General features: G+C 67.1%; 11 protein-coding genes. 6 read left to right on the forward strand and 5 right to left on the reverse strand.

Translation table 11 applies throughout. From position 1 onward, the window contains the following. Positions 1-10 precede the first annotated feature (10 nt). From AC07U1_RS06585 to AC07U1_RS06600, 4 genes are all read left to right on the forward strand, one after another. Complete coding sequence (locus tag AC07U1_RS06585; protein WP_495177078.1) at positions 11-2,170, forward strand: acylase; 2,160 nt, start codon at positions 11-13, stop codon at positions 2,168-2,170. A 102-nt stretch (positions 2,171-2,272) separates the two neighbouring features. After that, a complete protein-coding gene (locus tag AC07U1_RS06590) occupies positions 2,273-5,149 on the forward strand; it encodes a M16 family metallopeptidase (protein ID WP_495177077.1) in 2,877 nt (958 codons plus the stop codon). Positions 5,150-5,175: 26 nt separating this feature from the next. Then, complete coding sequence (locus tag AC07U1_RS06595; RefSeq protein WP_056342353.1) at positions 5,176-5,478, forward strand: hypothetical protein; 303 nt, start codon at positions 5,176-5,178, stop codon at positions 5,476-5,478. 188 nt (positions 5,479-5,666) lie between these two features. Next, positions 5,667-6,860, forward strand: a complete 1,194-nt coding sequence (locus tag AC07U1_RS06600) for a multidrug effflux MFS transporter (RefSeq protein ID WP_235535531.1) — start codon at positions 5,667-5,669, stop codon at positions 6,858-6,860. A 67-nt stretch (positions 6,861-6,927) separates the two neighbouring features. On the opposite strand, the gene AC07U1_RS06605 is transcribed toward AC07U1_RS06600, so the two are convergent. The 5 genes from AC07U1_RS06605 to AC07U1_RS06625 form a co-directional block, all read right to left on the reverse strand. Continuing rightward, positions 6,928-8,490: an amino acid permease gene (locus AC07U1_RS06605; protein WP_056342360.1), complete on the reverse strand. Its 1,563-nt coding sequence runs from the start codon at positions 8,488-8,490 to the stop codon at positions 6,928-6,930. Positions 8,491-8,612: 122 nt separating this feature from the next. Continuing rightward, positions 8,613-10,751: a penicillin-binding protein 1C gene (gene pbpC, locus AC07U1_RS06610; protein WP_495177075.1), complete on the reverse strand. Its 2,139-nt coding sequence runs from the start codon at positions 10,749-10,751 to the stop codon at positions 8,613-8,615. Between the two features lie 143 nt (positions 10,752-10,894). After that, entirely contained in the window at positions 10,895-16,729 is a 5,835-nt protein-coding gene (locus AC07U1_RS06615) for an alpha-2-macroglobulin family protein (RefSeq protein WP_495177074.1), read from the reverse strand. Between the two features lie 118 nt (positions 16,730-16,847). After that, complete coding sequence (locus tag AC07U1_RS06620; protein ID WP_495177073.1) at positions 16,848-17,225, reverse strand: histidine triad nucleotide-binding protein; 378 nt, start codon at positions 17,223-17,225, stop codon at positions 16,848-16,850. Between the two features lie 9 nt (positions 17,226-17,234). Beyond that, the gene (locus AC07U1_RS06625) at positions 17,235-17,555 is read right to left on the reverse strand and encodes a phosphoribosyl-ATP diphosphatase (RefSeq protein ID WP_495177477.1); all 321 of its coding nucleotides are present in this window, start codon (positions 17,553-17,555) and stop codon (positions 17,235-17,237) included. An 87-nt stretch (positions 17,556-17,642) separates the two neighbouring features. On the opposite strand from AC07U1_RS06625, the gene ung reads away from it, so the two are divergent. Beyond that, entirely contained in the window at positions 17,643-18,350 is a 708-nt protein-coding gene (gene ung / locus AC07U1_RS06630; RefSeq protein ID WP_495177072.1) for a uracil-DNA glycosylase, read from the forward strand. Next, positions 18,347-19,105 carry a sulfite exporter TauE/SafE family protein gene (locus AC07U1_RS06635; protein WP_495177071.1) on the forward strand — a complete coding sequence of 253 codons (759 nt, stop codon included), beginning with the start codon at positions 18,347-18,349 and terminating at the stop codon, positions 19,103-19,105. Before ung ends, AC07U1_RS06635 begins: the two co-directional genes overlap by 4 nt. Positions 19,106-19,167: the final 62 nt, after the last annotated feature.

Below are 19,167 nucleotides of genomic sequence, written 5' to 3' on the forward strand. Positions count from 1 at the left end.
AGGGACCGAGATGCTGCGCAAACTGGGAATCGGGCTGCTGGTCCTGCTGCTGTTGACCGTGATTTCGCTGGCGGTCTGGGAGCCGCTGACCGCTAAGGCACCCGCCGCGCCGAGCTTCAAGCCGACCGACGTCAGGATCGCGCGCGACAAGTTCGGCGTCCCGCACATCTTCGGCAAGACCGATGCCGATGTCGCCTATGGCGTCGCCTATGCCCATGCCGAGGATGATTTTGCGACGCTGCAGGAAGTGCTCGCGATGACGCGCGGGCGCGCCGGGGCGATGCTCGGGCAGGATGGCGCCAAGATCGACTATGCTGCGGCGCTGCTCGATATCCGCACGACCACCGCGCGCGACTGGCCGCGGCTGCCGAAGGATGTGCAGGCGCTGTTCACCGCTTATGCGGCCGGGCTCAATCGCTACGCCGACAAGCATCCGGACGAAGTGCGGCTGTCGAAGCTGTTCCCGGTGACCGGCGAGGATGTCGTCGCGGGTTTCGTGCTGCGCTCACCCTTTTTCTTCGGGCTCGATTCGACGCTCGGCTCGCTCGTCGAAGGCAAGGAGATGGGGCGGGAGGGCGGCCCCGAACTCGACGCCACCGGCAAGATCGTACCGCGCAAGGACACGCCGCTCGGCAGCGATCCCGCCGCCAACGGGTCGAACGCGATGGCGGTCGCGCCAGCCCGTTCGACGGACGGCGCGACGCGGCTCGTCTCCAACTCGCACCAGCCCTGGACCGGCGGGGTCGCCTGGTACGAACTGGTGGTGCATAGTGAGGAGGGCTGGGATTTTGCGGGCGCGAACTTCCCCGGCTCGCCATACCCCTTCCTCGGCCACAACAAATATCTCGGCTGGACCAACACGGTGAACCGGCCCGATCTGATCGACATCTATCAGCTCGTGCTCGACGAGAGCGGCGAGAATTATCGCTTCGACGGCCAGTGGCGCCCGCTCGAGGCGAGGCGGGTGTGGCTCAAGGTCAAGTTCGGCCCCTTCGTGCTGCCGGTGCCGCGCATGGTCTATCGCTCGGTCCATGGCCCGGTGATCAGGAACGCCCAGGGCGCCTTCGCGATCCGCTACGCCGGGATCGACCAGGCGAATATGGTCACCCAATATTATAGGCTCAACAAGGCGAAGAATTTCGCCGAATGGCGCGCCGCGATGGCGGGGCAGGGCGTGCCCGCGACCAATTTCATCTATGCCGACGCCGCAGGCAATATCGGGATGTTCTACAACGCGATGTTCCCCGACCGGCCGGCGGGCTATAATTGGCGCGGCATATTGCCGGGCGATCGCTCGACCGATCTGTGGACCAAGACGCTGCCGTTCGACCGCGTCCCGGCGCTGGTCAATCCGGCGTCGGGTTATGTGATGAACGCTAACAACACGCCGTGGGTCGCGGCGGGTCCGGGCGACGAACTCGACGCGGCGGCTTTCTCGCCGCTGCTCGGGATCGAGGACGATATGAGCAACCGCGCGTCGCGGTTGATCGACCTGTTCGAGGCGTCGGGACAGATCGACGAGGCGCGGTTGAAGGCGATCAAATATGACACGGCCTACGCGCGGACCGGTTACGCCAAGGCGTGGATCGACCGCATCCTCGCACTGAACCTGAAGGGCGATGCCGAACTCGCGCAGGCGCAGGCCTTGCTGCGCGCATGGGACTGGAACCTCGATGGCAAGGGGCAGGGCGATGCGCTGGCGCTGATGGTGCTGCGTCCCGCGAACCGGGTGCATTACCAGCGGCTCGCCGAACGCCCCGACCCGCGCGAGACGCTGAAGGAAGCCGCCGACCATCTGCAGAAGCATTTCGGCACCCTCGATCCGAAGCTCGGCACCGTGCTGCGGCTGCGCCATGGTGAGGGCGATCACCGTGTCGACCTGCCGCTCGACGGCGGCAACGACACGATCCGCGCCTCGACGCTGTGGGATGTCGAGCCCGACGGCCGGCTCAAGGTCCGTCACGGCGACAGCTTCATCATGTTCGTGACCTGGGGCAAGGACGGCAAGCTCAAGTCCGAATCGATCCAGCCGTTCGGATCGGCGACGACGCGCCCGGACAGCCCGCATTATAACGATCAGGCGCCGCTGTTCGTGCGGCACCAGCTCAAGCCGGTGCTGTTCGACCCCGCGGCGCTGTGGGCGACGAAGCCGCGCGTCTATCGCCCTTGAACCGGCACGCGCGCTGTCCTAAACCGTTGATACAGTGCCGTCCGGCACCCCGGTCGCATGCAGGCCGAACCCGCGCCTGCTCCTGATTTCAAGAGGATTTTCATGCCCCGTTTTCACCGCTTCGCTGTTGCCCTTGCCCTGTCGACCTCGCTCGTCGCCGCCGGCCCCGCACTCGCCAAGGCCAAGGCGGCCGACCCCGCGCCGATCGCCGACCTCGTCAAGGCGGTCGACATTCCCTATCAGGCGTTCACCCTCGACAATGGCCTGCGCGTCATCGTCCACGAAGACCGCAAGGCGCCGGTGATCGCGGTGTCGGTGTGGTACCGTGTCGGGTCGAAGCACGAACCCAAGGGCAAGACGGGCTTCGCGCATCTGTTCGAACATCTGATGTTCAACGGGTCGGAAAATTCGCCGGGCGATTTCTTCGAACCGCTGCAGCAGGTCGGTGCCACCGACGAGAATGGCACGACCAACGTCGACCGCACCAATTATTTCGAGACGGTGCCGACCGGCGCGCTCGACATGGCGCTATTCCTCGAAAGCGATCGCATGGGGCATCTGCTCGGCGCGGTGACGCAGGAGAAGCTCGATAACCAGCGCGGCGTCGTCCAGAACGAAAAGCGCCAGGGCGACAATAATCCCTATGGCCTGCTGCGTTACGAGATTTTCGAAAATCTCTTCCCGACCGGCCATCCCTATCACCACAGCACGATCGGCTCGATGGGCGACCTCAATTCGGCAAGCCTCGACGACGTGAAAAAGTGGTTCACCGACAATTATGGCCCGAACAATGCGGTGCTGGTGCTCGCGGGCGACATCGACGTCGCGACCGCCAAGACCAAGGTGCAGCAGTGGTTTGGCGATATTCCCAAGGGTCCCGAAGTGAAGGCGCCGGCGACGTCGGTCCCGACGCTGCCCGCGCCGCTCGCCAAGGAGGTCAAGGACCTCGTCCCGACGACACGCATCTATCGCATGTGGGCGATTCCCGGCCTCAACGATGCCGACTCGATCCCGCTGCAGATGGCGATGTCGGTGCTCGGCGGGCTGTCGTCGTCGCGGCTCGACAATGCGCTGGTGCGCAAGGACCCGGTCGCGGTCAGCGTCTCGGCCTTCGCCCAGCCGTTCGAGGATGCCGGCATCCTGCTCGTCCAGGCCGATGTGAAGCCTGGCGTCGACACCGCCCTCGTCGGGCAGCGCCTTGACGAAGAGGTCGCCAAATTCCTCGCGAGCGGCCCGACCGCCGACGAGTTGCAGCGTGCGGCGGCGAGTTATCTGGGGTCGGCGATCTCGGGGCTCGAATCGGTCGGCGGCTTCGGCGGCAAGGCCGTCGCGCTCGCCGAGGGCGCGCTCTATTCGAACGATCCGGGCTATTACAAGGTCGAGCTCGACCGCATGGCGAAGGCGACCCCCGAGCAGGTGAAGGCGGTTGCCAACAAATGGCTGTCGCGCCCGGCCTTTTCGCTGACCTATGTTCCCGGCGAACGCACCGAGGGCGGCGAGAATCGCGGCGGTGCGGTAACCGGCAAGGTCACGGCGGCGGTCGAACCCGACCGCTATTGGAACCCCGCGCTCGGCGATGTCGGTCCCGACACCGGCTTCGGCACCTCGATCGCCGACCGGTCGCAGCTGCCGGCGGTCGCCAACCTGACCGCGCTCGACTTCCCGACGATCGAACGCGCCAAGCTCAAGAATGGCATCGAGGTCGTCTTCGCCAAGCGCACGGCGGTGCCGACGGTCAATGTCGCGGTCAGCTTCGACGCCGGCTATGCCGCCGATCCGCATGATGCGCTCGGCACCCAGTCGCTGATGCTCAGCCTGATGGACGAGGGCACCAAGAGCCTCGATTCGATCGCCTTTGCCGAAGCCAAGGAGCGGCTCGGCGCACAGATCGACGGATCGGCCAACGCCGACGAAACGGTGTTCGAACTGTTCGCGCTGAAGCCGAACCTCGCGCCGTCGCTGACCCTGCTCGCCGACTATATCCGCAATCCCGCCTTCGACGCGAAGGAACTTGAGCGGGTGCGCGCGCAGCAGCTCAACCGGCTGAAGGCCGAACTCAACAATCCCAACGCGATCGCGTCGCGCGTGCTGATGCCGGTGCTGTACGGCGCCGACCATCCCTATGGCATTCCGCCGTCGGGGCTTGGCGATGCGAAGGCGGTGACCGCTGCGACGCAGGGCCAGCTCGCATCGTTCCATTCGACCTGGATCCGCCCGGACACGGCGCGCATCTTCGTGGTCGGCGACACGACGCTGAAAGAGGTGACCAAGCAGCTCGAAACAGCCTTCGGCAATTGGAAGGCGCCCGCGACGGCGAAGCCGACCAAGCATTTCGAGGTCGCGATCCCGGCGCCGCAGCCGCGCATCCTGCTCTTCGACCGCCCCAAATCGCCGCAGTCGGTGATTCTCGCGGGCAAGGTGCTCGATGCCAAAGGCACCGACAAGCTGGAGGTGCTGCGTTCGGCGAACGATATTTTTGGAGGCAGTTTCCTCTCGCGCTTCAACACCAATTTGCGCGAGACCAAGGGCTGGTCCTATGGCGTGCGGACCCGGGTTTCGAGCGACAAGGACCGGATCGCCTGGATCGCCGCGGCGCCGGTGCAGGCCGATCGCACCGGCGATTCGATCAAGGAACTGCAAAGCGACCTCAAATCCTTCCTCGGCGACAAGGGCGTCACCGCGGAAGAGTTGCAGCGCACGACCAACGGCAATGTCCGCGAACTGCCGGGCAGCTTCGAAACTTCGGGCGATGTGCTCGGCGGGCTGCGCGCGATCGTCAAATATGGCCGTCCGGACAATTATTACGAAACCCTGCCCGCGACCTATGAAGCGATGACGACCGCCGAGATCGACGGAGCGGCGCGCAAGGCGCTGAGCACCGAGGGCCTCGTCTATGTCGTCGTCGGCGATGCCGCGACGGTCAAACCACAGCTTGACGGATTGGGTCTGCCGGTGGAAACGGTGACTCTCGATAACTAACATCAGTTTCAGTAAGGAGAGCCCAGATGTCCCAAGTCGATGGCAGCTATGATTGCGTGACCAAGTCGCCGATGGGCGACCAGAAGTCGGTCTTCACCGTCACCAGCGACGGCGCGACCTTCACCGGCCAGAATGCCGGTGCGATGGGCGCGCTCGATGTGGAAAATGGCAAGGTCGATGGCAACAAGCTGACCTGGACCATGAACATGAAGGTGCCGATGCCGATGACGCTCGAAGCCGAAGCGACGATCGACGGTGACACGCTGACCGGCACGATCAAGGCCGGCCCTTTCGGTTCGATGGCGATGACCGGCACCCGCCAGGGCTGATCGCCGCAACGCCTGGAAACAGACGAAGGGCCGCCTCCACCCGGAGGCGGCCCTTTTCTTTGCATAGCTTTGCCGGGCCGGAGGGGGTGGCCAAACTGCGGGGGCGAGCGCATAGCGCTGCTGCAATGCACAATAATCCCTCCGCCCCCCCGCCCGAAACTTCGCGTCCCCTTCCCGGCCAACGCGAGATGGTTGTGATGATGGCGATGGTGATGGCGCTCAATGCGCTCGCCATCGACTCGATGCTTCCCGCCCTGCCCGCGATCGGCGAAGGGCTGGGGGTGACGGTCGCCAACGACCGGCAATATGTGATCTCGACCTATCTGCTCGGCATCGGCTTCGGCTCGCTCCTCTATGGTCCGCTGTCCGATCGCTTCGGGCGCAAAGGCGTGCTGGTGCCCGCGCTCTTTGCCTATGTCGCTTTTTCGATCGGCTGCGGCCTCGCGACCAGTTTTCCGATGCTGCTCACGCTGCGTTTCGGACATGGCGTCGTCAGCGCTGCGCTCGGCGTGATTGTCGTCGCGGTGATTCGCGATCTTTTTTCGGGCGATGCGATGGCCAAAAGGCTGTCGATGATCTTCCTCGTCTTCATGATCGTGCCCGCGATCGCGCCGACGATGGGCGCGGGGGTCGCCGCCGTCGCGGGCTGGCGTTCGATCTTCATCGTCCTCGCGGTGATGGGCGTCGTGATGCTGTTCTGGCTGCGGCGGCTGCCCGAAACGCTCGACCCCGCCGACGTCCGTCCGCTCGACCTGCGGACCATGATCGCGGGCTGGGCGACGGTGACGCGTCATCGCCGCGCTGCGGGTTACATGTTCGCATCGGGCATGATGCAGGGATCGCTCTATGGCTATCTCAACAGCAGCGAACAGATCATCGCCGACGTGTTCCAGGCACGGAACCTGTTCCCGCTGGTTTTCGCGTTCGTTGCAACGGGCATCGCGATCGCCAATTTTTCCAACGCGGCGATCGTCGAGCGTTTCGGGGCGCGGCGCGTGTCGCAATGCGCGGTCTTCGCCTTCATGGCGACAGCGAGCATACAGATATTGGTGGCGCTCAGCGGCGGTGAGACCTTGTGGATGTTCACCGCGCTGATGATGGTCAATGTCGGTCTGATCGGTTTTATCGGCAGCAATTTCGGCTCGATCGCGATGGAGGATTTCGGCCATATGGCGGGCGTGGCCTCCTCCTATCAGAGCTTTGCCAAGACTCTGCTCGCGGCGACGGTCGGCGCGCTGATCGGCCAGCAATATGACGGCACGACGCTGCCGCTCGCTTATGCCTTCCTGATGTCGGGGGTGTTGGGTCTGGCGCTGGTTTATTGGGCCGAGCGCGGCAAGCTGTTCACCCGGCCGGGAACGGCGCCGAAAAGTCCGTTCTGACAAAAGCGAAGGGGCCGCCCCGGCATCGCCGGGACGGCCCCTTTCAATTCGATTCTGGCCGTGTGCGTCAGTTGATCGGCGCGTGCGGTTCCAGATCGTCCTCATGCACCTCGACGATACCGCGGCCAAGATGGCTGCGGCTGCGGCTGTAGAGGAAGTAGATCAGCAGCCCGATCGCACCCCAGATCGGCAGCACGAGCATCGCGTCGAGCGGCAGGTTGAAGAACAGGAACACCGTGCCGGCGATGGTGGCGGGGCCGATCAGCCACAGCGCGGGCGTCCTAAACGCACGCGGCGTGTCGGCGGCGGTCTTGCGCAGGATCATCACCGCGACGGCGACCATCATGAACGCATAGAGCGTGCCGGCATTGGCGATGTCGGCGAGCTTGCCGACCGGCAGGAAAGCGGCGGCGAAGGCCACAGCCGCACCGGTGATCGCGGTGATGATGTGCGGGGTCTTCCACTTGGGATGGACCTTGCTCCACGATTCGGGGAGCAGGCCGTCGCGGCTCATCACGAAAGCGACGCGGGTCTGGCCGAACAGCAGGATCAGGATGACCGACGGCAGCGCGACGAAGGCGGCGATACCGAGCATGTTGCCGACGCCCGACCAGCCGATCTGGCGCAGCACATGCGCGAGCGCTTCGTTCGAGCAGACGAGCGGCAGCTGGTCGGCGGCGAAGGTCGCGCACTGGCGTGCCAGTTCTTCCGAGCCGGCGGGGAAGGGGATGCCGTTCGGGCCCATGATCGGCTGACCACCGACGGTGCCGATCGCGCCGGCGGCGACGAGGATGTAGAAGACGGTGCAGAAGAGCAGCGAGCCGATCAGGCCGATCGGCACGTTGCGCTGCGGGTTCTTGGTTTCTTCGGCGGCGGTCGAGACCGCGTCGAAGCCGACATAGGCGAAGAAGATCGTCGCCGCCGCGCCAACCGCGCCGAGGCCCGAACCGAAGCCGCCGAAGACGCCGGCGGGCAGGAAGGGATTGAACTTGTCGGTCGAGAAATAGTCGCTGGGCAGCGTCAGCACGATGAAGGCGGTGAGTGCGGTGACCTTGATCGCGACGAGGATCGCGTTGACCCGCGCGCTTTCGGTCGTGCCGATCATCAGCAGCCAGGTGACGAGCAGGGCGATGACCACGGCGGGCAGGTTGATGAACCCGCCTTCGATCCCGCCGAGCGCCAGTGGCGCGCCGGCGAGGTAGGATGGCAGCTGTATCCCGAGGAACTCGTTCAATATCGTTCCGGTGAAATAGCCGGACCACCCGACCGACACCGCGGACGCTGCGACCGCATATTCGAGGACAAGGGCCCAGCCGACGGTCCAGGCGAGAACCTCGCCCATCGTCGCATAGGTGTAGGTATAGGCGGAACCCGCGACGGGGATCATCGCGGCGATTTCAGCGTAGCAGAGCGCGGCGACGATACAGATCAGCCCGGCGATGGCGAAGGCGAGCATCAGGCCTGGCCCGGCTTTTTGCGCGCCGGCCGAGGTCAGCACGAAAATGCCGGTGCCGATGACGCAGCCGATGCCGAACAGGGTGAGCTGAAAAGCACCGAGCGTTCGATGCAGCGACTTTTTCTCGGCGGTGGCCAAGATGGCGTCGAGCGGTTTGACGCGACCAAATATCATCCAAAATTCCCCTTTGGGACCCGGTGTGGGCCTCTCATGGCGGGGTAGAGTAAACGCTCCTCCCGTCAGCGCAACTTAATTTCACGGGGCCGAAAGACGGATTCGGGTGGGTCCAACCCGGTTTATCGCACCGTGAAACGCACGCGGTCGACCATGCGGCCGCCGGGGTCGACGAGCGCGAGCATATGACTGCCGGGGCGTGGTAAAATCTGTTGCCCGGCGTCGGCGTCGCCGAGCATCACCTTGTCGAGGATCAGGCGATAGCCGGTGACTTCGCCGCTGACCGCGATGCCGAGCCGCTGGCGATCGAGCGGGATGTCGGGGTCGAGTGCATAGACGCTGCCGCTGACCGGGCTGGTGATGCGCGGGCGCCGCGCGGCGGCGGGGGCGGCGGCCATTTCGGCCTGGCCGGTGCCGCGGATGAAATATTCGCGGCGCGGCGGCTCGCGGGTGCCGGGGAGCGCGATCTGGCGGGCCTCGACATCGGCGGGCATCGCGGGGGCCTTGCCGGGGTTTCCGGCGTGGAGCGCCATCATCACGTCGCGCCAGACGGGCGCGGCGCCCGAGGTGCCCGATACGGCGCGCATCGAATCGCCCTCGAGATTGCCGACCCACACCGCGACGGTGAAGCGGTCGGACCAGCCGATGCACCAATTGTCGCGCATGCCCTTTGACGTGCCGGTCTTCGCGGCGGCCCAGAAGGGGAGGCGGAGCGCGCTGTCGGCACCGAAGGCGTCGGTGCGGGCCGAGGCGTCGGCGAGGATGTCGCCGACGATGAAGGCGGCGGCGGGGGAGACGATGGCCCGCGGAACTTCACGATCATCGCGCATATCGACGAAGTGCACGGGGGACCAGTTGCCGTGATTTGCGAATGTTCTGAAGGCGTTGGCCTGTTCGACCAGCGAAACTTCGGCGGAACCCAGCGCCAGCGAAAATCCGTAATATTCGCCGTCCTCGACGAGGCCGTGATAGCCGAGCGCCCACAGGCGGTCGCGGAACTGCTGGACGTCGTCGATGAGCAGGGTGCGGACGGCGGGGACGTTGAGCGACGAGGCGAGCGCGTGGCGGACGCTGACCGGCCCCTTGAAGCTATGGTCGTAATTCTTGGGCACATAAAGGCCCGAGGCGGTGTCGAGTTGGACCGGGCTGTCGTCGAGGATCGAGGCGGCGGTGAGCCAGCGATGCTCGATCACCTGCGCATAGAGATGCGGCTTGAGGGTCGAGCCGGCCTGGCGCCGCGCATTGGCGCCGTCGACCTGCGCCGCGGTTGATTTTAAACCGACGCCGCCGACATAGGCGAGCACGTCGCCGGTGGCGTTGTCGAGCACGACGACCGCGCCGTCGCGGACGCGGTCGGCACCAAGGCCCGCGAGCTGGCGCTTGAGCGCGACGATCGCGGCCTCCTGGATGCGGCGGTCGATCGTGGTGGTGACGCGTTTGCCGGGCTTGTCGAGCAGGCGGACCGCGAGGTGCGGCGCGAGCGCGGGGTCGAGCTGCGCGATGCGCTCGCCCGAGACGAGCGTCGCGGCGGCGGCGCGGATCGCGGTGCAGTCTTTCGCGGCGGCGACGCGGCAGGCGCGTTGCCCGAGCGTTTCGGCCCCCGCGGCGGGGTTGGGGAGCAGGCCGGCGAACAGCGCGGCGTCGGTGCGGTCCATGTCGGCGGGGCTTTTGCCGAACAGCGCGCGGGCGCCGGCGCCGATGCCCTGCGTCTCGCCGCGCAAGGGCACGAGATTGAAATAGGCCTCGAGCATCTGCTCGCGGCTCCAGTGCGCGGCGAGCTCCTGCCCGGCGCGCATCTGGCGGATCTTGTTCAGCCAACCGCGCTGGCCGGGGAGCGCGAGGTCGGGGGCGAGGAAGCCCGCGAGCTGCATCGGCAGCGTCGACGCGCCGCGCGAGCGCCCGCCGGTCCAGCGGGTCTTTGCGGCGCTGGCGATGGCGAGCCAGTCGACGCCGCCGTGCGACCAATAGCGCTTGTCCTCGCTGGTGACGACGGCGGCGCGGACGGCGGGCGCGATGTCCTTCAGCGGCACCCACGCCATGCGGCGGCGTTCGAAATCGACGCGCTCGCTGTCGAGCAGTCGGCCGTCGCGGTCGTAGAGCCAGGCTTCGCTGGGTTTCCAGTCGGCGCGGACGTCCTCGTAGTCGGGCATCGCGGGGGGCTTGGTGAGGAGGTGCGCGGCGGTGACGAGGATGAGGAGGGCGAGCGCGGTCCAAGCGAGGGCGTCGAACCAGCGCCGTTTGGGGGGGGCGGGCCCAGTCATCGCCTTTGCGCGCAGTTGCAGGTCATTCCATCACTCACCTCGTCATTGCGAGCGAAGCGAAGCAATCCAGGGTGTGGCAAGCCGCTCTGGATTGCTTCGCTCCGCTCGCAATGACGGAGTTTTGAAGGCGGGCGCCGAGGCCATCAATTCGCCGCAGCCGCCACGGTCAGCGGGGCGTTCGGCCACTGGCCGCGGATCGCGGGCGAGTACATCGCCTCGACGCGCGTCTGCGGCATGTTGAAGCGGCCCGAGCCATTGAGGCGCACGACATATTCAACCGCGTGGGTGCCCGCGGGCATCCAGCCGAAGTAACCGCGCCAGCTGTCCTTGCCGCGTTCGACATAGCTCGGCCAGACGCCCTCGCCCCCGGCCTGCGCCGCGAGCATCTGCGACTGGCCGCCGAGATTGCCGACGATCGTCGCGCCCGGCGGGATCGGGTCGTTGACGACGACCCAGGTCCGTCCGGCGGCGGCGATGACCTCGATCCGCACCTTGATCACGTCGCCGCGGACGAGGCGGTTCGGGTCGGCGGCCTTGACCACGCTGACCGAGCGCTTGATCCGGTACCCGGCGTTGAGCGGCTCCCTGAGCGGCACGGCGGCCTTGACGCTGACCACCGCCCAGGGCGTGCCGGTGCCCTGGTGTTGCAGCGCCATCTTGCCGGTGACGAGCGGCACGCGGAGCGGGCTGGTTGTATCAGGAAGCGGCCAGCTTTGCGCCGCGCTCGCATCGGCGAGGCTGATGCGGGTGACGCCGGTGATCGCCGCCGCCGGATAAAGGGTGGCGAAGCGGCGGACGACGGTCGCGCCCCAGGCGTTGGCGGGGGTGGTGTCCCAATGGCCCCTGCGCTGGCGCTGCGCGACGCCGACCATCAGCTTGCCCGCGTCATCCTCCCAGCCCTTGCGGCCGAGCACCGCGTCGAGCGCCTTGATCGCCATTTCGTCGCCGCTGACCATCATCCACCAGGGCGCCTTGGCATCGTCGACGAGATCGACGCGGGTGCCTTCGTAGACGAGGCGCTTGCGCAGCTCGGCCTCGGCGGCGGTGCGCAGCGCCGGGGCGTTGCGGACGTTGGGGGTGCGTTCGATCGCGACCAGCCAGTCGGCGAGGGTGCCGGTGGCCATGTCGACCGGCGCCATGTCGATCGCCGCGACGAGCTTGGGGCTCGACGCATCGTTGCGGGCGAGCGCCGCCAGCGCGGCGACGCGGACCGGGCGGATGTCATAGGGGCCGTAACCCTTGCGGGTCAGGCGACCTTCGACGATCGCCTGCAGCGCCTTGATCATCTTCGCTTTCGAATCCTCGGGGATGGCGAAGCCGTTGGCGGCGGTCACCGCGAGCACATAGGCGGTCAGCTCCGGCGACCCTTCGAGCCGGTCGTTGGGCCAGTAACGCAGCAGCCCGTCCTTATCGAGATAGGTCGGGATCGCCCCCGCCAGCGCCTGCCAGCGGCCGACATCGCCGAGCGCGACGGCGCGCGAGGTTGATTGTTCGAAGCAGTTATACGGGTAGACACCCATATAATCGCGCACGCCCGACAGCGGCGGGGCGAGGGTGCCCGCGAGCGCGATGTCGATATAACCGCCGGTGAGCGCGCCTTCGGGAATGCCTACGGCCAAGCTGGTGTCGGGGCCGACACGGAACAGGCTGGCGGCCCAGGTTTCGACCGGTACCGCGGGTTCGACGACCTGCTGGAAGACCAGCCGGTCGCGCGACTTGCCGCCCTTTGCCGACGCCTCGACGGTCCATTCGATCGGGCCGACGAGGTCGGGCGCGGTCATCTGCCAGCTGATCGGCACCGCGCCGCCCGCGGGGATGGTGACGGTGAGCGGCGGCGCGGTGGCGACGGCGGGCGACAGCGTCGCGGTCGCGGTGACCTCCATCGCCTTGTCGGTGCCGTTGCGGAGCGTGAAGCGCGCGTCATAGGCGTCGCCGGTGCGGACGAGCTCGGGAAGCCCGGCGAAGACGCCGAGATCCTGCACGGTCCGGACGCTCGTCTCGCCGGTACCGAAGAGCTGCGACCCGTTGGTCGCGATCGCGACGAGGCGGAAGCCCGACAGATTGTCGCTGAGCGGCACGTCGACGGTGGCGCGGCCCTTGGCATCGAGCGGGACACGGCCCTTCCACAGCAGCACCGGACGGAAGTCCTCGCGGGTCAGGCCGCTGAGGTCGCCGCCGCCGCCGCCGCCCGGTTCGAGCGCCTTGCGGCCATAATGGCGTTTGCCGACGACCTGCATCTGCGCGGTCGAGGTCAGCACGTCGAGGGTGCGTTCGCCCATCATCGCGTCGATCAGCTTCCAGCTTTCGTTCGGCGCGAGCTGGAGCAAAGCCTCATCGACCGCGGCGAAGGCGACGTCGGCATTGGCGGGCGCCTTGCCGTCGGGACCTTTGACTTCGATCGCGACCTTGGCGGTTTCGCGGACGGCGTAGGTCGCCTTGTCGGCCTTGACCTTGACGCCGAGCTGATGGCCTTCCCAGCCGACCTTGATCCGCGCGATGCCCATGCGATAGCTGGGTTTGGCGAGGTCGACGAGCGCGGTCGCGGGGGCGCCCTCGCTATTTTCGATCTTGAAGCCCGCAGCGCGTTTCAGCTTGCGGAACCAGCTTTCGTCGCCGGTGACGCGGCCGCGCACCGCCATCACCGAGACATAGACGTCGGGAGCGTAGCTGGCGGGCAGCTTGACGTCGACCACCGGGTTGGTGCCCTTGAGCGGCACGACGAAGCTCGACAGCACGCCCTCGCGTTCGACGGTGACCAGCGCGGTCGCCTCGCGGAAGGGCATGCGAACCTGGAAGCGCGCGGTGTCGCCCGCGGCGTAACGCGGCTTTTCGGCGATCACGTCCATGCGGTCGCCATTGTCGCCGCCGAACCACCAGTCGTCGTCGCCCGCGAGCCAGACCGAGCGGACGGCGCGTGCCTCGTTGCCGTCGGCGTCGACGGTGGTCGCGACGACGGTGACCTCGCCCGAAATGCCGGGCGCCATCGCGCAGTGCGCGCGACCGAGTTTGTCGGTCGATGCCGAGCAGGTCGCGTCGAGGCGCCGCGTGCGCATCTGGTTGTCATAGGCGTAGAAGCCGCCGATCAGGCGACGCCGGGCGGTGATGATCTCGCGGCTGTAGACCGCCACCGAGACGCGCTGGCCCGACAGCGGCTTGCCGTCGAGGTCGAGCGCGATGAAATTGAGGCGCAGGTCGTTGTCGCGCATCAGCCAGCCGTCGGTCTTGAGCCCGAGGCGAACCGCCGAAGGGAAGAGGGTGATGCGGCGGCTGGAGGTCAAGGTCTCGCCATTGGCGTCCTCATAATCCATCTCGACCGCCATTTGCGTCGGTTCGGTGATCGGCTGGTCGACCATGACATTGGTCGTCGCGCTGCCGTTGGCGTCGAGGACGAGCGGCACCGAGCGCGCGAGCGGCAGGTCGGCGGCGGGTTCCTCGCCGCTGTCGTCGAGCTGGATCGTGCCTTCCTTGACCGGCTGACCGTCGAAGTCCCAGTCGCGATAATCCTCGGGCGGCGACCAGCTGGGCGAGAAGCTGGTGCGCATCTCGACCGGCAGGTTGGGCGCGGGGCCGCCCGACAGATAGCCGACGAACAGCGACAGCGGAATTTGCGTCGGACGCACCGGCGGCAGTTTCGGCCCGGTGACGGTAGCCTTCATCGTCGGCAGGCGATATTCGTCGACCTTGATCGATTGCGACGACCAGATCGTCTTGTCCTCGCCATCCTTGTCCTTGGTGACGAAGACGAGGTCGTAATCGCCCATCGGCGCCGAGGCGGGGACGTTCCAGACATTCTCGCCGCTGCCCGACGCGTCGATGCTGAACGGCATGGTGAATTCGGTGTCCGAGCCGCGGTGAACGAGGCGCAGCTTGCCCGCGATCGGTTTGGGCGCGGCGAAGCCGGTGCCGACCGGGCGGCGCAGGACATGCTTCATGTTGACGCTCTCGCCCGCCTTGACCAGCGCGCGGTCGAAGATGGTGTGAAGGATGTCGTCGCGTTCGGACCAGCCATAAGGCAGGTCGAAGTCATAGGGGCGGATGCCGTCGCCCCAGTCGGTGAGGGTGAAGCTGAAATCGTCGCCGCTGCGCGCGCTGACCATCAGCGCATGGCCCTCGCTGACCGCCATGTCGGGCTTTTCTTCGCAGCTCGCATAGGTTTCGGGTTGCGGCAGGCCGTTCGGGAAGGCGAGGCGGCCCGCCTTGTCGGCGGTGCCGCGCGCGAGCTGGCGCCCGGTGCAGCTGTCGGTGACGCGGATCTCGGCGCCGGGCACGGGCAGGCCGGTGTCGAGCGAGGTCACCCAGGCGAGCGAATTTTCGCGGCCCCATTTGAAATGCACCGCCATGTTGGTGACGAGTGCGGCGGTCGCGACATAACGGGTGGACTTGCGGCCGAGCAGCGCGGCGCCGAGTTCGGGGCTGGCGATCTCGACGACATGGAAACCCTTTTCACCGAGCGGGATGCCGACGACCTCGAACTCCTTGCCGCCGGCGGGCGGGCTCAGCACCATGTCGCGGCGCTCGCCCCCCGCAGGAGCGCCGTCGAACACCGACTTGCTGCCGGTGTAGTTGACGGTGACTTCCTTGCCGGTCGCGTCGCGTTCCTCGCGATAATCGCTGTTGTCGGCCTCGTCGACGCGCTTCAGCCATCGGGCGATCGCGGCATCGTCGTCGCCGACCTTCAGTATATTGGCGGGCATCTTGAGGTTCGCCTGGACCAGCGAAGCCTCGACCCCGCGCACGGTGACGGGCAGCACGCCGCCCTCGCCGGCCTCGAGGATGCCGAATTCCGCGGCGAACTTGACCAGCGGCGGGGCGCGGTCGATGTGGAATTTCAACGGGAAATTCGACTGGTTCTGCAGCTTGCGGCCGCTCTGGTCGGTGACGTCGGCGGGCAGGATCAGCGTCGCGTCGACATTCTGCGGCAACGGCCCCTTGAAGCGGACATAGGTGACATGCGCGTCATTCTTGTCGTCGTCGTCGAGCTTGGGCGTCAGCTTTTTGCCGTCGGCGGTGGTGAGCGTCGCGGCGAGCGCGGTGTCGCGCGCGACCGGCGACGCGAAGCTGAGCGTGATGTCCTTGATCGGGTTGCAGCCCGCCTGCGGGTTGATCCGGCTGCACGACATTTTCGCGGTGAAGGCGGGGCGGACGTCGTAGTCGAAGCGCTGGTCGCGGCCGGCGGTGCGGCTGGGCGCACCCGCCTGCTGGATGCGCGCGTCCCAGACGAGCGCCATCTCGCGGCCGGGGGGCAGCGGGCGGCGGCATTTGACGGGCACGATGCGTTCGAGCGCGGCGGCGCGGTCGGGCCCCGCGGCGAGCCGCAGCGGGAGATTGCCATTATAGGCGAATTCCTGGCGGTCCCAATTGTTGTTGCCGAGGCCGTCGAGGATTTCGCTCGCGGTGTCGGACCCCAGCACGTCGACCGGAATCTTCTCGCCGATGCCGTCGACCGCGCAATAGGCGAAGCGGCCGACCGAGGCGCGGTCGGCGGCGACATTGGTCGCGACGAGGAAGATCTGATCCTCCTCGACCCCATCGTAAGTGCCGCCGACGAGCACCGCGCGCGCCGAGGGGCCGCCGCTGTCGATCTCGAAACGGCTGTTGCCGCCGACCGAAACGCCGCTTGCCGTCTTGAGCGTCGGGAGCAGCTCGACGTGGCAGCTCATGCCGCCGGGCAGCGATTTTTCGAATTCGAGCACCCAGGTGCGCGTGTCGACCCAGCGGCCGGTCGCGGGCAGCTTGCAGTCGTTGGTCGCCGGGGCCTTGGCGCGCGGATCGCCCAGCGGCACGATGTCTTCGGAAAAGCGCAGGGTGAAGCGGCTGATCGTGCCGTCGCCGGTGCCGGCGCTGCCGGGGGTGGCGAGGATGACCTGCGGGATGGTGTCGCCGCTCGCGGCGGCGACCGCCATGGCGAGCGGGAGCATCAGCGCGAGACGGGCCTTCGCCGCGAATCGCACCCCGAGTCCTTGCCAAAAACGCGCCATCGCTGCCTCCCAAAGACCCAGCGTCTTATGTGCCGAAACGCGGGCGAATAGTCAACGGTTCGCCGACGAAATGAAACGGGTCGTCGCAGATTTTGGCGCGACCAGGCGTTTGGCCGACTCAGCGGGCCAGCATCGGACCCAATTTTTGTCCTGCAAAAATATGGACATGCAGATGCGGAACCTCCTGATGGCTATCGAAGCCGACATTGGCGAGCAGGCGATAGCCCGGCGCGACGAGGCCCGCATCGCGCGCGACCTGGCCGACCGCGCGGATAAAGCCTGCGATTTCGGCGTCGCTGCCGCGCGCGGAGAAATCGTCCCAGCTGACATAGGGACCCTTGGGGATGACGAGGATGTGCAGCGGCGCCTGCGGATTGATGTCGTGGAAGGCGAGGCTGAAGTCGTCTTCATGGACTTTCGTACACGGCAGCTCGCCGCGCAGGATGCGCGCGAAGATGTTGGTCTCGTCATAGGGGAGGGTGGCGTCGATCGGCATGGAGAGCTCCTAGCGGGGGCGGGCGGCCTTTTCGGCGTGGCCCGAGGTGCCGTGGCGGCGGGTGAGTTCGGTCGCGATGGCGCCCCAGCCGAGGCCGCGGTCGGCGAGCAGGATCGCGAGATGGAAGAGGAGGTCGCTTGCTTCGCCGACCAGCGCGGCGTCGTCCTCGCTGACCGCCGCGATCACGGTTTCGACCGCCTCCTCGCCCAGCTTTTGCGCGATCTTGCGGCGTCCCTTGGCGGCGAGGCTGGCGACATAGCTGGCTTCGGCGTCGCCCGCGGCGAGCCGTGCCTTCACCACCGCCTCGAGCTGATCCAGTGCTTCGCCGATCGCCATCAAATGATCCCCTGTCTGCGCGCCGTGCCTAGCGATGGAATAGCCGCTGGACAAGGCGCGCCGGCTCCGGTCAAAGGCCGCATGGCCGAGGTCAAGCTTCATCCCGACTGGCTCGCCCGCATCGGCGGCGAGTTCGATTTGCCCTATATGGGCGAGCTGAAGGCGTATCTCGCCGCCGAGCGCGCGAAGGGCAAGACCATCTATCCCAAACCCCGCGACTGGTTCGCGGCGCTCGACGCGACGCCGCCAAGGCAAGTCCGCGTCGTGATATTGGGGCAGGATCCTTATCATGGACCCGACCAGGCGCACGGGCTGTGCTTCTCGGTCCAGCCGGGGGTGCGGACGCCGCCGAGCCTCGTCAACATCTACAAGGAGATGCGCGACGACCTCGGCATCGCGCCGGCGCGGCATGGCTATCTCAAAAGCTGGGCGGCGCAGGGCGTGCTGCTGCTCAACAATGTGCTGACGGTCGAGGCGGGCATGGCGGCGTCGCACCAGAAACGCGGCTGGGAGCGCTTCACCGACGCCGCGGTCGCGGCGGTCGCCGCCGATCCGGCGCCCAAGGTCTTCATCCTGTGGGGCAGCCATGCGCAGCGCAAGGCCGCCGACGTGCCGGGGCTGGGCGCAGACAGCCCGCACCTGATCCTGCGCGCGCCGCACCCCTCGCCGCTGTCGGCGCACAACGGCTTCTTCGGGTCGAAGCCGTTCAGCCAGGCCAATGCATTCCTCGCCGCGAAGGGGCGCGGCACGATCGACTGGCAATTGCCCGAGACGCCGGACGCCGAATGAGCATATTGGCCGACCCGATGACGCTGGCGATTTTGATCGTCGCGGTGATTCTGCTCGGTATGGCGAAGGGCGGGCTCGCCGGGGTCGGTGCCTTGGCGACGCCGCTCGCTGCGCTCGTCCTGCCGCCGGCGACCGCCGCGGCGCTGCTGCTGCCGATCCTGATCGTGCAGGATGTCGTCAGCGTCTGGGCGTTTCGCCAGACCTGGGACGGGTGGATCATCGGCTGGATGCTGCCCGGCGCGGCGGTCGGGGTGGCGGCGGGATGGTATTATGCCGAGCGCGTCAACGAAGCGCAGCTGATGGCGGCGCTGGGGGCGATCACGCTGGCGTTCGGGCTGTACCGGCTGTGGGTCGAACGGGGCGGGCGTATCGTCGCGGCGTCGCAGTCGCCGGGCTGGGTCGGCACGCTGTTCGGGACGGCGATGGGGTTCGTCAGCCAGATCGCGCATGCCGGCGGCCCGCCGTTCCAGATGTGGGTGACCCCGCGCAAGCTGCCGCACCTGACCTTCATCGGCACCAGCGCGATCCTGTTCGCGATCGTCAACTGGATGAAGGTGCCCGCATACCTGGCTTTGGGTGCCTTTCCGCACGAGGTGGTGGTCGCGGCGCTGCTGCTGATGCCGCTCGCGATCGTCAGCACGCTGCTCACGGTGCGTTGGCTCAAGCGGATGGATCCGGCGCGCTTCTATGTCGTGATCTACGCGCTGATGGTGCTGCTCGGCGCAAAATTGCTGTGGGACGGGGTCCACGGATGACCGCGCGCGCCGGAAACAGGCGACGCGCGGGCGTCTTGCGCCTAGGGTCGTGGGCGACGGGC

It is taken from the genome of Sphingopyxis sp. GW821-FHT02C12, assembly GCF_059421785.1.

Coding starts and splice junctions, on each gene's coding strand:
- AC07U1_RS06585 (WP_495177078.1), top strand. CDS start 11: ATGCTGCGCAAACTGGGAATCGGGCTGCTGGTCCTGCTGCTGTTGACC.
- AC07U1_RS06590 (WP_495177077.1), top strand. CDS start 2,273: ATGCCCCGTTTTCACCGCTTCGCTGTTGCCCTTGCCCTGTCGACCTCG.
- AC07U1_RS06595 (WP_056342353.1), top strand. CDS start 5,176: ATGTCCCAAGTCGATGGCAGCTATGATTGCGTGACCAAGTCGCCGATG.
- AC07U1_RS06600 (WP_235535531.1), top strand. CDS start 5,667: ATGGTTGTGATGATGGCGATGGTGATGGCGCTCAATGCGCTCGCCATC.
- AC07U1_RS06605 (WP_056342360.1), bottom strand. CDS start 8,490: ATGATATTTGGTCGCGTCAAACCGCTCGACGCCATCTTGGCCACCGCC.
- pbpC (WP_495177075.1), bottom strand. CDS start 10,751: ATGACTGGGCCCGCCCCCCCCAAACGGCGCTGGTTCGACGCCCTCGCT.
- AC07U1_RS06615 (WP_495177074.1), bottom strand. CDS start 16,729: ATGGCGCGTTTTTGGCAAGGACTCGGGGTGCGATTCGCGGCGAAGGCC.
- AC07U1_RS06620 (WP_495177073.1), bottom strand. CDS start 17,225: ATGCCGATCGACGCCACCCTCCCCTATGACGAGACCAACATCTTCGCG.
- ung (WP_495177072.1), top strand. CDS start 17,643: ATGGCCGAGGTCAAGCTTCATCCCGACTGGCTCGCCCGCATCGGCGGC.
- AC07U1_RS06635 (WP_495177071.1), top strand. CDS start 18,347: ATGAGCATATTGGCCGACCCGATGACGCTGGCGATTTTGATCGTCGCG.